Origin of the sequence: Streptomyces sp. NPDC002698, from assembly GCF_042888945.1 — a bacterium.
Taxonomy (GTDB): domain Bacteria; phylum Actinomycetota; class Actinomycetes; order Streptomycetales; family Streptomycetaceae; genus Streptomyces.
The window spans coordinates 40,357-53,261 of record NZ_JBIAQM010000043.1 but is presented as its reverse complement, the minus strand read 5'-3'; the positions used below and the strand labels follow the sequence as shown (position 1 = coordinate 53,261).

General features: G+C 75.2%; 11 protein-coding genes. 8 read left to right on the top strand and 3 right to left on the bottom strand.

Annotated features, from left to right (window positions below; genetic code table 11):
- Positions 1-11: 11 nt before the first annotated feature.
- On the bottom strand, positions 12-1,187 hold the full coding sequence (locus ACFYW9_RS36085; protein WP_389159347.1) for an AfsA-related hotdog domain-containing protein: 1,176 nt from the start codon (positions 1,185-1,187) through the stop codon (positions 12-14).
- A gap of 280 nt (positions 1,188-1,467) precedes the next feature.
- On the opposite strand from ACFYW9_RS36085, the gene ACFYW9_RS36080 reads away from it, so the two are divergent.
- The 4 genes from ACFYW9_RS36080 (at position 1,468) to ACFYW9_RS36065 (ending at position 4,989) form a co-directional block, all read left to right on the top strand.
- Complete coding sequence (locus ACFYW9_RS36080) at positions 1,468-2,313, top strand: HAD family phosphatase (RefSeq protein ID WP_389159346.1); 846 nt, start codon at positions 1,468-1,470, stop codon at positions 2,311-2,313.
- A complete protein-coding gene (locus tag ACFYW9_RS36075) occupies positions 2,310-3,080 on the top strand; it encodes an SDR family NAD(P)-dependent oxidoreductase (RefSeq protein WP_389159345.1) in 771 nt (256 codons plus the stop codon). Before ACFYW9_RS36080 ends, ACFYW9_RS36075 begins: the two co-directional genes overlap by 4 nt.
- A 230-nt stretch (positions 3,081-3,310) precedes the next feature.
- Positions 3,311-3,976: a ScbR family autoregulator-binding transcription factor gene (locus tag ACFYW9_RS36070; RefSeq protein ID WP_389159344.1), complete on the top strand. Its 666-nt coding sequence runs from the start codon at positions 3,311-3,313 to the stop codon at positions 3,974-3,976.
- Positions 3,977-4,335: 359 nt separating this feature from the next.
- Entirely contained in the window at positions 4,336-4,989 is a 654-nt protein-coding gene (locus ACFYW9_RS36065) for a ScbR family autoregulator-binding transcription factor (protein ID WP_389159343.1), read from the top strand.
- A gap of 495 nt (positions 4,990-5,484) precedes the next feature.
- Here ACFYW9_RS36065 and ACFYW9_RS36060 read toward each other — a convergent pair whose 3' ends face one another.
- Both ACFYW9_RS36060 and ACFYW9_RS36055 read right to left on the bottom strand, forming a co-directional pair.
- Positions 5,485-5,877: a VOC family protein gene (locus ACFYW9_RS36060; protein ID WP_351867830.1), complete on the bottom strand. Its 393-nt coding sequence runs from the start codon at positions 5,875-5,877 to the stop codon at positions 5,485-5,487.
- On the bottom strand, positions 5,874-6,176 hold the full coding sequence (locus ACFYW9_RS36055) for an ArsR/SmtB family transcription factor (RefSeq protein WP_389159342.1): 303 nt from the start codon (positions 6,174-6,176) through the stop codon (positions 5,874-5,876). The genes ACFYW9_RS36060 and ACFYW9_RS36055 overlap by 4 nt, the downstream gene beginning before the upstream one ends.
- A gap of 1,803 nt (positions 6,177-7,979) precedes the next feature.
- Here ACFYW9_RS36055 and ACFYW9_RS36050 point away from each other — a divergent pair.
- The 4 genes from ACFYW9_RS36050 (at position 7,980) to ACFYW9_RS36035 (ending at position 12,812) form a co-directional block, all read left to right on the top strand.
- Positions 7,980-8,852, top strand: coding sequence for a BTAD domain-containing putative transcriptional regulator (locus ACFYW9_RS36050; protein ID WP_389159341.1), 873 nt, complete (start codon positions 7,980-7,982; stop codon positions 8,850-8,852).
- Between the two features lie 95 nt (positions 8,853-8,947).
- On the top strand, positions 8,948-9,994 hold the full coding sequence (locus ACFYW9_RS36045) for an SRPBCC family protein (protein WP_389159340.1): 1,047 nt from the start codon (positions 8,948-8,950) through the stop codon (positions 9,992-9,994).
- Positions 9,995-10,050: 56 nt separating this feature from the next.
- Positions 10,051-11,436: a hypothetical protein gene (locus ACFYW9_RS36040; RefSeq protein WP_389159339.1), complete on the top strand. Its 1,386-nt coding sequence runs from the start codon at positions 10,051-10,053 to the stop codon at positions 11,434-11,436.
- On the top strand, positions 11,430-12,812 hold the full coding sequence (locus ACFYW9_RS36035; protein ID WP_389159338.1) for a 4'-phosphopantetheinyl transferase superfamily protein: 1,383 nt from the start codon (positions 11,430-11,432) through the stop codon (positions 12,810-12,812). The genes ACFYW9_RS36040 and ACFYW9_RS36035 overlap by 7 nt, the downstream gene beginning before the upstream one ends.
- Positions 12,813-12,905: the final 93 nt, after the last annotated feature.

The window sequence follows — 12,905 nt, the reverse complement described above, 5'->3', positions numbered from 1 at the left end:
GTGTTGGTGGGTTAGGTGGTGGGGCCGGTGATGGTGGTGTTGAAGACGGTGTGGTTTTGCTGGTGTCCGGTGATGTGGATGGTGGTGGTGGTGTTGTTGTCGGGTTGGGTGTGGGTGACTTCGATGGTGCAGGGGTGGTCGAATTCGGTGTAGCGGGTGAAGGTGGTGGTGGTGTGGGTGGGGGTGAAGGCGGGGGTGTTGGCGGTGGCGTGGGCGGCCTGGCGGGCGGCTTCGAGGAGGACCATGCCGGGGATGTGGTCGCCGGTGTGGTCGAAGAGGACGGGGTGGTCGAGGTTGGGGGTGAGGAGCCATCGGCGGGGGTGGCTGGTGGGGGTGAGGACGACGTCGGTGGGGGAGCGGCGGTTGACGGAGGCGGGTGTCATGGGCGGGGTGGCGCCGGCGCACCCCGCACCCACACCGGTACCGGTACCGGCACACCCCGCACCCGCACCGGCGCAGCCCATACCGGCACTTGCACCGGTGCACCCCGCACTCACACCGGTACACCCGGCACCGGTACCGGCGCACCCCGTACCCGCACCGGTACCGGTACACCCCGCACCGGCACTGGCCCCGGCGCACCCTGCACTGGCGCCGGCGCACCCTGTGCCGGCACTGGCGCCGGTGCTGGTGTTGGTGCCGGTGCGGGGTGTGGTGGTGCCGCGGAGGCGGGTGTAGACGGCGGGGCTGATGGTGGAGAAGGTGACGGCGCCGTGGGCGATGGGGGTGTGGTCGCGGTGCAGGGTCATTTCGATGGTGGCGCGGTTGATGGTGGTGCGGCGCTGGAGGAGTTCGGTGCAGCGGGCCTGGATGGTGAAGTCGGTGGGGCGGTTGTGGATGCGCAGGCCGGCGGGGTCGGTGGTGTAGCTGAGGGCCCACAGGACGAAGTGGTGGCCGAGGGGGACGCCGAGTTCGGTGTGGGCCAGGAGGATGCCGGCCTGGCGGATGGTCTCGGCGACCTGCAGCGGGTCGTGGCTGCTGGGGTCGGGGCCGGTGAAGTAGGTGTGGGCGCGGGGCCACTGCCCGGTGAGGGTGTAGGCGAGGGGTGCGCGGGGGGTGCAGGAGCTGAGGAAGACCTCGGCGAGGCTGGCGCGGTGGACGTACTCCTTGGGGACCGTGGTGGTCAGCCGGGGTAAGTCCCGCGGGTCGCGTGTTGCTGTGGCGCTGTGGGCGGTGGTCGCTCTCATCGTTACCCCCGTCTTGAAGCCGCGTCCGACGAGTCCATAAGATACGGACCTACCGGTTTTGTTGACTGGCGCTGCTGGGTAAAGACTTGACCAAGAATGTGGCCGAAACATGAATAAGTGACTCCGTTTTGCGGTGTCACGGCGATGTATTCCACTCGACCGTGAGGTCGTCCCCGGTGGAAACCTGCTTGACGGTTTTCTTTGTCTCCGGTGCGATGGGGGCGGTCCGAGGAAGGCCGGCCGGCGGGTGCCGGGTCTGGTCCGCGACAGGGAGTCCGCGATGCCCGCTGTTTTGCAGACGCTGCGGCTGGCCGCCGTCAATATCGACGGTGTGCTGCTCAGTGACACGTTCAGTCCGGTGATCCACCGGTTCGTCACGGCGTACGGGGTGGCCTACACCGCGGAGCTGGAGCGGGCGGTGCTGTCGCAGCCGCGTGATGTCGCGGCGCGGGCGCTGGCGCGGGCGACCGGGGCGAGGGGGGGTGTGGGGCAGACGGTGCGGGCCTATTTCGCCGAGCGCGAGCGGTATCTGCGAGAGCATCCGGTGCGGGTGAACGAGGGGGCTCTGGAGCTGGTGGGCCGGCTGCGCGGGCTGGGTCTGGAGGTGGTGTGCTACGGGGGTCTGGGGCAGGGGCACTTCGAGCGTCATCTGGGTTCCTGGCGGCCGTGTTTCACCGCTCCGGGCTACATCTGCACCGACGGTTTCCGGCCGGGCATCAAGGAGATCGCCCGGTGTTTCGGGCTCGGTCTCGGGCAGGTGCTCTTCGTCGACGACGCGGCGCGGTTCGCCGAGCACGCGCGGCAGGCGCGGGCGCCCTTCATCGGGCATCCCAGTGCGTTCCGGCACGGTTTCCAGCGCCGGGCGATGCGGGAGATCGGGGTGCGCCACCTGGTGGACCGCCTGGACGCCGTCGACGAGACGCTGCTGCGCACCGTGGACGGCGAGGCCGGGCGGGACGGTGTGTGGGGCCCGCGGGGCCCGCGGGGCGGGCGGGAGGACGTGTGGTCCGCGGACGGTGGGTGGTCCGCGCGGGGGGTGTGGCCCGCGGACGGCGGGCGGCTCGCGGGCGGCGGGCGGCTCGCGGGCGCGGGCGCGGGTGCCGGGTGTGTGAAGGGGGCGGTGTGAGCGCGGACGCGGCGGCGCCGCTGGCCGGGAAGGTGGCGCTGATCGTCGGCGCGAGCAGCGGGATCGGCGCGGGGGCGGCCCGGGTGTTCGCCGCGCAGGGGGCGGTGGTGGTGCTCGCGGCCAGGCGCGAGGAGAGGCTGCGCGAGCTGGTGGCGGAGCTGGGGCGCTCGGGCGCCGAGGCGAGCTGGCGAGTCCTTGACGTGCGCAGCGCCGCCGGGGTGCGGGCCACGGTGGAGTACGTGCTGGAGCGGTACGGGCGGCTGGACGCGGCGTTCAACAACGCCGGTGTGGGGCTGGAGAGGTCGCCGATGCACCTGCTGGAGGACGACGTCTACGAGGCGGTGATGGACACCAACGTGCGCGGTGTGTGGAACTGCATGCGAAGCGAGATCGCCGCGATGCTGGCGTGCGGCGGGGGAGCGATCGTGAACACCAGCAGTGTCGGCGGTCTGCTCGCCTCCTCGGCGGGCGCGCCCTACATCGCCTCCAAGCACGCGGTGATCGGGCTGACCAAGGCGGCCGCCGTCGAGTACGCCGGGGACGGCATACGGGTCAACGCCGTCGCGCCGGGGCTCACCCGCTCGGAGATGGTCGAGCACCGGCTCGCCGACCCGCAGGCCAGGCAGCGTGCCTTCGGCTCCGCGCCGCTGCGGCGGGCCGCGGACCCCGAGGAGGTGGCGCAGGCGGCGGCATGGCTGTGCAGCGACCGGGCCGGCTTCGTGACGGGCACGACCCTGTCCGTGGACGGGGGGCGGACCGCCTGGTGACACCGCCCGCTCACGCCGCCGCCCCGGTGCCTTTCGGCCGCCGGGAACCGTGCCCCGCCCGCCGGGACCCGCCGGGACCGTGCCCCCGGCGGGCGGGGGCGCGGGGCGGGGGCGGGCGGGGGTGGGGGCGGTGCCGTGCAGGTATGGGTGTGTCCTGGTCCGGGTAGGAGCCTGGGGGTGGGGTAAGGTACCTCACGTTCGGTTTTGTTTATCCTGTCCTGGAGAGTCCCATGGCGCGGCAGGAACGTGCGGTACGGACCCGGCGTGCTGTTGTCGAGGCGGCGGCCGCGGTTTTCGCCGAGCGCGGCTACGCGGCGGCGACGATCGCGGAGATCCTCGAGCGTGCGGATGTGACCAAGGGCGCGCTCTACTTCCACTTCGGTTCCAAGGAAGCGCTGGCGCGCGGTGTCATCGACGCGCAGATCACGCGTGATCACTGGGTGCCGCGTGAGCTGAAGCTCCAGGAGTGGGTGGACATCTGCATGATGCTGGCCCACCGGATTCCCGAGGACGTGGTCCTGATGGCGGGGATCAGGCTCTCCGCGGACCTTCAGGGGCGGGAGCTGTTCGGCAGTGCCTGGCCCGCGTGGACCGAGGTGGTGGCCGGCAAGCTCGCCGAGGGCAAGAAGCAGGGGGAGGTCCTGGCGCACATCGACCCGAACGAGACGGCGGAGTTCTTCCTCGGCTCCTGGCTGGGCATCCAGTTCCTGTCGGAGGCCTACGCCAACTGGAGCGACCTGCCCGAGCGGGCTTCCATGCTCTACCGCTACATCCTTCCGGCGATCGCCACTCCCGCCACCCTGGTCAATCTGGACATCGCGCCGGACCGGGGCCTTCGTGTGATCGAGGAGGCCGAGCGCCTGGCGGGCCGGCCGCCGGCCGCGGCGGCGGGCTGAGCGGGCGCGGCCGGGCCGGCGGGCGCCGGCGCCCCGCGGAACAAAACCTTATGGAAGGTTTCCCGCGGCGGCTCCTCGTGCCGGGCCGCCGGGTTCCGCGGCGTGTTCTCGCCGTTCTCCCTCTCTTTTCGCGTTCCCGCCGTGCCGCCCCGGCCCGGACGGCACGGAACAGACCGCCCGAACGGTTCCGTGCCGGCCCCGCGGGGCCGTGCCGTCCGGGAGGGTTTCCCGCCGAGCAGGGGACTTTCCCTCCGCATTGTTGAAGCCTTCAAGCAGAGCGTCACTCTGCCCTCTTGTAAACCTACCAGGCATGCGGTTTGCTAAAGTGGTGCAGCCGGACGGGGAGCAAGGAGGGCGCAATGGTCAAGCAGGCGCGGGCGGTCCGTACGCGTGAGGCCCTCATCGTCGCCGCGGCCGAGGTCTTCGCCGACAACGGTTATGCGCTGGCCAGTCTGCCCGCGGTCAGCAGGCGGGCCGGGGTGAGCACCGGTGCCCTGCACTTCCACTTCGCCAGCAAGGAGGCGCTGGCGCGGGAGGTGGAGGAGGCGGCGGCCGACCTGGTGGAGAAGATGGCGGCGGGCTGCCGCGGCGCCGAGGACACCCTGCTGCAGTCGCTCGTGAACGCGACCTGCCGGCTGCTCGACGCCGTGGGCAGCGATCCCGTGGTCAGGGCCGGCTTCAAGCTGGGCCGCGACCCCTCGCGCGCGAAGGGCCGGGGCGGGGGAGGGCTGGTGCGGTGGTGGTGCCGGTGGGTGCAGGATCTCCTCGCCCAGGCCGCGCGGGAGGGCGAACTGGCCTACGGGGTCTCCTGCGAGGGCGCGGTGGCGGCCGTCGTGGCGGCCACGGTCGGCTTCGAGACCCTCGGCGACTTCGACCGCCGGTGGGTGTCGCCGGAGCGCACCACGCAGTTCTGGACCTTCCTGCTGCCGCTGCTGGCCGCCTCGCCGCAGCAGGTGCTCCCCAAGCCCGGCGGGGCTATGGGACCGCGGGACGGGGACACGGCCACCGGATGACCGGGCACCCGGGCACCCGGGCACCCGGACGGCCAGGTGGTCAGGCGGCCGGGTGACAGGTGGTCAGGCGGCTCGGTGGCCCGGTGGCCGGGGCCGGCGGCGGGCGGGCGTACCGGCCCGGTGACGGTGTGCCGGGCGGTCCAGGGCTCTTGCGGGACCCGGCCGGTGCGGCGCGGGGCTCCTGCGGGGCCCGCTCTGCGCGTTGCGGGGCTCTTGCGGGGCCCGGTCGGTGTGGTGCGGGGCTCTGTTCGCCGCCGTGCGGCCGGCGGCGCGCGCGGCGGTGCCGGGGGCGGGTGCCGGCGGCGCGCGGGGCCGGGGGCGGGTGCCGGCGGCGCGCGGGGCCGGGGCTGCCGGGGCCGGGCGCCGGGGGTGGGGCGGTTCGGCGCCCGGGCCGCTCGGGGGCGGTGCGCGGGGTGCTGTTCCGGAATCTCGCCGCGGCCGGGCCGGGCGGGTGGCGGGCCGCGTGGCGTGGCCGCGCCGTGGCGGGCGGGCCCGCTACTGCTGCTGTGCCGCGATCTGGATCAGGTTGCCGCAGGTGTCGTCGAAGACGGCGGTGGTGACGGGGCCCATCTCCAGGGGTTCCTGGGTGAAGCGGACGCCGAGGCCGCGCAGCCGCTGGTACTGGGCGTTCACGTCGTCGACGGCGAACTGGGCGAGCGGGATGCCGTCCTTGGCCAGCGCGTCGCGGTAGGGCGCGACGGCCGGGTGTCCGGCCGGCTCCAGGAGGAGTTCGGTGCCGCCGGGCTCGTCGGGCGAGACGACGGTCAGCCACCGGTGCTGTCCGCCCAGCGGGACGTCGTGCTTCTTCACGAAGCCGAGGATCTCGGTGTAGAAGCGCAGGGCCCTGTCCTGGTCGTCGACGAAGACGCTGGTCAGACGGATCTTCATGGAGTGCTCTCTTCCGGTTGCGGTGTGCCGGGCAGGGGCCACCGCTCGGTGATCTGCCGCAGCGGGGCGGTGTTCAGGTCGTGGAACTTGCAGCGGCCCTCCCGCCTGGTCTCGATGAGCCCGGCGGCCTCCAGCGAGGCGAGGTGCTGGGAGACCGCCTGGCGCGAGATGCCGAGTTGGTGCTTCATGCTCAGCCGCGAGCAGATCTCGAACAGTGTCTGTCCGGACTTCTCGGTGAGCTCGTCGAGGATGGCGCGCCGGGTGGGGTCGGCGAGGGCTTTGAAAAGATCGTCGGCCACGACCACACGATAGGCAAGTCATCACTTGCCTATCAAGCCGGGGTGCGGCGCGCCCGCCCCTCCGCGTGGCCCGCGCCCTTTCGCGGCTGCGGGACGGAGACGGCGGGCCCGTGCCGCGGCGGAGGCGTTTTTCGTCCGCCCGGCGGCTGGGGACGGCGCCCCGCCGGCCGGTCACGGCCGTGCCGGGGCCGGGGCGCCGTCCGCGGCCGGGCCGGCGGGCCGCGGCGCGTCTGCCGCACGCCGTCCCGGCGGCCGGTGTCCGCCGGGACGGCGTGCCGGTCCTGTTGCGTCCCGGCGCGCGGGCGGCCGGTCCTGGCGTTCGGTCATGCCCCGGACGCCCGGCAGGCGGGCGGCCGGGCGCACCTGCATGACCGAACGCCCGCGCGGGCCGGCGGAGGGTGACTTCGCCGGGAGCGTTGAACGGCGCCGGTGACAGCACCTTCTCCGGTGTTCGCAGCCCCTCGTCCTGCGTGGACAGTTTTCGTGCCGCGCCGAAGGCGGCGGCGTCGCACGCCACCGGCGAGGCGTGGCCGTACCGTTTTCGGGCCGGGTCCGTCACCTGCCTGCCGCCGCCCGCCCCGTTGCCCATATGTCCCGCAGCGGCGTCTGGACCCTGTCCGGCGCCGCGAGGCCGGTCCGGACGCCGTGCGCCACGAACCACCGCCCGGACACCGGCCCCTCTTGCGGGGAGCGGGGAGCGCGGTGCGAAGGTCCTGGGGTCCGGACCGCCCGCCCGGATGGCCTGCCGCGCCTTGCCCGCGGCCCGGAAGCGGTCGCGCGGCACCTTCACCGGGCCGAAGCCCGCCTGCCGCCTGCCGGTGACCGCCGGGTCGGCCGGCTGCGGACCGGCGGGCAGCCGGCCCCGCTCGCCGTCCCGGTACTCGGTTGGTCCCCGTACTCGGTGACCACGTGGTCGGCATGGAGGGTGTCCGGGCCGAGGCGGTCGGCGATACCGGACCGCGGGCGCCCCGGTATCGCCGGCGTGGCGCAGGAACGGGCGGTGCGGCGGCGCGAAGCAGCGGCAGTCCCCGGCGAAGCGGTCACCGGCCCCGCGCCGCCGCGCCGGCGGGGCGCCGTTCCACCCGGTGACGATCCGCAGGACGCCGTCGGGGCAGCACGTCCGGGCGTCATCGCGCAGACGGCCCCGGGAGACGACACCGCCCGGACGGTTCGCCTTGCGGGCGGCGGATCACCGGAGCGCATGCGCGGCCGCAGGCGACCTCACCCCGCCGGCGCGGGCCTGCGCGGTACCCCCGAGAAGTTCCCGCCACGATCGAGACACGTGCGCAGAGCGTGCCGTCCGCCCCGCAGGCCGGGCCCGGGAATTCTTTCCGGCCGGGATCCCTCCCGAAGGGCCGTCTGCGCCGCCCCCGCCCGCTGCCCGCGGCCGGGGCCGGCGCGCCGGACAGGGGCCCGAGGGGAAGCCCGCGGCGCCCGGCGACGCGGAGAACGATGACGCGGAGAACGATGACGCGGAGAACGATGACGCGGAGAACGACGGTGCGGCGCCCGGTGGCGCGGAGGACGGCCGCCGGGACCGGGAACCCCGGTTACGCCAGGAGCGGTCCGTGCGGTCGCCGGTCGCCGGTCGCCGGTCGCCGGTCGCCGGTCGCCGGTCGCCGCACCGGGCCGGGCCGGTGCGCCCTGCCCGGTGCGGTGACACGTGTGTCCTGCGGCTGCCTCGAGTCCGGGTCCAGCGCCGGGCGGGACGGCCCCCGCGGCATTGACATACCGCCCATGCTGTTTTTTACTGGTGGGTGCCAGGTGACCGCTCCGGACGGCACCGACGATGGGGGAGACGCTGTGGACATCGATGTGCTCGGCACACTCGCCGTACGGCTCGACAACGTCTCCATCACGCCCACGGCGCCCAAGCCGCGCCAGGTGCTCGCCCTGCTGGCGCTGCGGGCCGGGCAGGTCGTCCCGGTGGGGGTCCTGGCCGAGGAGCTGTGGGGGGCCAGGCCCCCGCGCAGCGCCCGCGCCACCCTGCAGACCTACATCCTGCAGCTGCGCGAACTCATCTGCGCCGCCCTGGAAAGCGGCGCCAGGGGCACCGAGGGCGCCGGGGACGCCGGGGACGCCGTGGATGCCGGGGGTGCCGGGCGGCGTCAGGCCAAGGACGTGCTGCTGACCGTTCCCGGCGGCTACCTGCTCAAGAGCGGCGACGGCGTCAGTGACGTACGGGAGTTCGAGCGGCTCGCCGGCAGCGGGTACCGGGCCATGGACGCCGAGGACTACCCCCAGGCCGCCCGTCTGCTGCGCCAGGCCCTTGGACTGTGGAGCGGCCCCGCGCTGGCCGACGTCCACACCGGCCCCCAGCTGCAGACCGAGGCCAAGCGCCTGGAGGAGAGCCGGCTGTGCGCGCTGGACCAGCGCGTCGAGGCGGACCTGCGCCTGGGGCGCCACCGTGAACTGCTCGCCGAGCTGACCGTGCTGATCAACCAGTACCCCATGCACGAGAGCCTGTGCGGCCAGTACATGCTCGCCCTCTACCGTTCCGGGCGCCGCGGCGAGGCGCTCGACGCCTACCAGCGGCTGCGCGCCACCCTGGTGCGCACCATGGGCCTGGAGCCCTCGCCCGCGCTCGCCAAGCTGCAGCGCTCCTTGCTGATGTCGGGCCCCGAGACCCTCCCGGCCCGCCCCCCGATGAGCGCGACAGCGGTCCGGGCGGGCTGAGGCGCGCCCGCCGCGCGCCCTCTCCACCAGGAATCGAGCACGGCTCGGCCCCCGGCGTGCAGCGTTGATCACATCTGGAGGAGGAGGGGTCGCGCATGGCGTCGCAGCGCACGGACCGCGCCCGGCACACCGTCGCGGTCGCGGCGCCCCCCGGTGTCGTCTACGGCCTGCTCGCCGACGCACCGCGCTGGCCGGTCCTGCTGCCCTCCTGCCTGCACGTCGAACGCGTCGACTTCGACGGCGTCCAAGAGCGCCTGCAGGTGTGGCACCTGCGGCAGGGCCAGGTGCGCTGTGCGCACGCCCGCCGCACGCTGCACCCGCAGGAGCGCCGCATCGACTTCGAACTGCAGGACTTCCTGCCGCCCGGCGTGCCGGAGTCCGGCAGCTGGAACGTGTCACCCCAGGGCGCCGGCCGCTGCCTGCTGACCCTGTGCCGCCGGCGCCCGGCCGCACCCGCGCCGGGCGCCCGCGAGCCCGGGGAAGCAGGGGAGCCCGGGGAGGCAGGGGTGCTGCAGGCGCAGGTGCGGGCACAGCTCGAGGCCGTGCGCGAGGCGGCCGAGCGCTGGGACCGCCTGGACGAACTGCTGCTGTCCTTCGAGGACAGCGTCTACGCCTGCGGCTCCCCGGAGATCGTCTACGACTTCCTGTACCGCGTCGGGGACTGGGCCGACCTGGTTCCCCACGTCGAACGCGCCGAGGTCACCGAGGACCGCCCCGGCGTGCAGCAAACCCTCCTGCACACCAGCGACCCCGGCACCGGGGACACCTCGGTGTCCAGGGCCGTACGGCTGTGCTTCCCGGCCGCCGGGCGGATCGTCCACAAGCAGATCCCCGACGCCGGGCAGGCCGCCCCCGAGCAGATCCCCGACGCGGGGCGGGCCGTTTCCGGGCAGGTCCTGGCGTCCGGCCTGGTCGCCGCCTATTACGGGGAGTGGTACCTGGAGCCCGACGCCTCGGGAGTGCGGGTGGCCTGCGCGCACCAGGTGATGCTCCGCGAGAGCGTGCTGCACGGTGCCCCGGGCTCCGGCGTCCTGCCCGCCGACGCCCGCCGCCAGGTGCGCGAGTGGCTGGGACGCACGAGCACGCAGGCCCTGACCCTGGCGCGCTGGCACGCCGAGAGTGCCCTGCGCCGACTGCGGTGAGCGCGCCGGGCGAGGAGCCCGCGGCGAGCGGCACCACGACGAGGAGGAGAGCGGCGATGGCCCCGACCCGGCCGGTCCGGACCGCCGGGCGGCCCCCGGCGGTCCAAACACCCCCGGACCCCGTACAGGCACCCATGGCCCAGGCCCAGGAACCCCTGGCCCGGGCCCGGGCGTCCTTGGGCGCGGCGCGGCACGCGGCGCGCCTGGAGGCGCTGCTCGGCGACCCCCGCGACCCCCGCAACCCCTACGGCCGGCGTGCCCTGTGGGCCGCGGACCCCGACGCGCTGCCCGCCCCGCCGGCCGGCCTGCCCGGCATCGCCGACGTGCCGGGCGCCGACCAGCTCGCCCGTGCCCTGCGCCCGCTCTTTCGCCGCGACCTCGCCCTGGCCCACGCCTGGAGCATCCGCCCGCTGTCCCACGCCGCGGTGCCGCACCCGGCAGCCGCGCTGCTGGGCCCGGCGGCACTGCTCGCGGCGGCGGGCGGCGTCCTGCACAGCACGGCCCGCATCGTGGACGGCCTGAGCCGCCACCAGGCCGCCGCCCGCCAGTGGCGTCCGGTCCTGGCCACCGTCTTCGCCGACCTGCTGGCCTGCGAGAGCCTGACGGCAGCGGCGCTGCGCTCCTGCCCGGCGACCGCACAGCACCCCCACCCCCACCCGGACCCGGACTCCGGCCCCGGCATGGACCCGGCCCCGGCCCCGGGTATGGACCTGGATCCGGGTATGGACCTGGATCCGGGCATGGACCTGGATCCGGACCGGGAGATGCTCGCCGCCGTCACGGGCTGTCTCGTGCCCCGGCTCGCCGTCGAACTGCTCGGCGATCTCGAACTGGTGCTGAACGAGTGCGGCTTCGAGGGCCACAGCCTCGAACGGCGCACGCTGGCAAGGATCGTGCGGCACCGGGTCCTCGCCGGAGCCGGCCGCGCGGCCACCGATGCCGCTCAGGCCCGCATCGTGCGCGGGCTGAACGCGGCGCACGCCACGGGGCAGGACGAGGGCGCACAGCACACAGCGCTGCTGCGCGGCACCGGAACCGCGGAGGCGGCCGGCACCGGAACGGCGGAGGAGGCCGGTGCCGCTGCGCTGGCCCGCCTGGCCCGCAGGCTCCGTGCCGAGCGGCGGGCGCTGCGCGCCGCCTGCGCGGCCACCGCCGTGCATGATCCCGCCGATCCCGCGGCGCGTGCCCTGGCGGACCGTCAGGGCCTGCTGGTGCTGGCCGCCCGGACGCTCGGCGCGTGCCAGGCGGCGGCCGGGACACACCGGTCCTTCCCCGGCGGTGCGGGCTGGGCGCTGCTGGCGCTCGGGCGGATCACCGTGCGGCTCGGGCTGCCGCTGCCCGCCCCGCTGCCCGACGCGCAGCCGGGCGTGTGGGAGGAACTGGTCCGGCGCGCGGCGAACGGCGTGGACTGCGATTTGTACGCGAGGAGGCCGGCGTGGTGAGCCAGGACGGCGCGTCGGACGGCCGCACACCGGTGCCCGCGCTCCTGCCGTGCCATGTGCCCGGTCCCGACGGGCCGTGGGAGGAGGTCCAGGAGCGCATCGAGCGGACCGGACGGGCGGTGGTGCACACCACCTGGGGCCAGTGGCTGACCGCGGCCCTGCTCGACCCCGCGCTGCGCACCCTGCTGGGCCGTGACTGGCCGCGCTACCGGCAGCATCCGGCCCCGGCCGGCCGGCTGATCCTCGCCGTCTCCCGGACCGTGCTCAAGCACACCGCGGCCCAGGTGCTGCAGGTCCCGCCCGGCCGGCTCGATCTGGCCTACCTGCCGGGCGGGCGGCCCGTGCTGCGCGGGCTCGGCGCGGACCTGCAGGTGAGCCTCGCGCACACCGACGAGCTGATCGTGGTCGGCGTCAGCCGCGTCGGACCGCTCGGCGTGGACGCCGAGCCCGCCGGGCGCCGGATCTCCTTGCCGGCGCTGTGCGAGCACGTGTGCACCGCGCAGGAGGCCCGACTGATCGAGGCCCTGCCCGAGCAGGAGCGCACGCGGACGTTCCTGCGCCTGTGGACCCTGAAGGAGGCCTACGCCAAGGCGCTCGGGCACGGCATGCGGCGCCGGTTCACGGCCATCGGCTTCGAGTGGGACACGGCCGGAAGGGCCCGGCTCGCCGGGGACACGGCAGGCCGGTGGGCCTTTGCCACCCACCTCGTCGACGGACGCTACCTGGTGAGCGAGGCCTACCGGCACGACGAAGCCGAAGCCGAAACCGGGGCCGGGGCCGGGGCCGGGGACGAAACCGGGGCCGGGGACGAAGGGCACCACCGCGGCCGGGCACACCACCGGGCCGCCGCGCCGCCACAGCCGCAGGGGCCGCGCGCCCCCTTTGCCCAGGACGCGCCGGACAGGCCGCCCGTCGTGCCGCCGCAGGGACCGCGGCCGCAGAGGCCGCGGGCCCCCTTCGTCCAGGACGCGCCGGACGGGCCGGACGGGCCGGCCGCCGTGCCGCCGCAGGGGCCGCGGCCGCAGGGGCCGCGCGCGCCCTTTGCCCAGGACGCGCCGGACGGGCCGCCCGTCGTGCCGCCGCAGGGACCGCGGCCGCAGGGGCCGCGCGCGCCCTTTGCCCAGGACGCGCCGGACGGGCCGCCCGTCGTGCCGCCGCAGGGACCGCGGCCGCAGAGGCCGCGCGCCCCCTTCGTCCAGGACGCGCCGGACGGGCCGGACGGGCCGGCCGCCGTGCCGCCGCAGGGGCCGCGCGCCCCCGTCGTCAAGGACGCGCCGGACGCGCCGGACGCGCCGTCCGGGCCGTCCGGGGTGCGGGCGTCGTACGGCGGCCGGGTCCTGGACTTTTCCCAGCGGCGTGGTGGCCCACCGCGGTGAGCAGAGATCCCGGGTGGGCCGGCCGCGGGCTTGCGGCCGGCCGTGCAGAAACGATTCGAAAAGGGAGGTCCGGGTGAGGGACAGGGCTGCTGC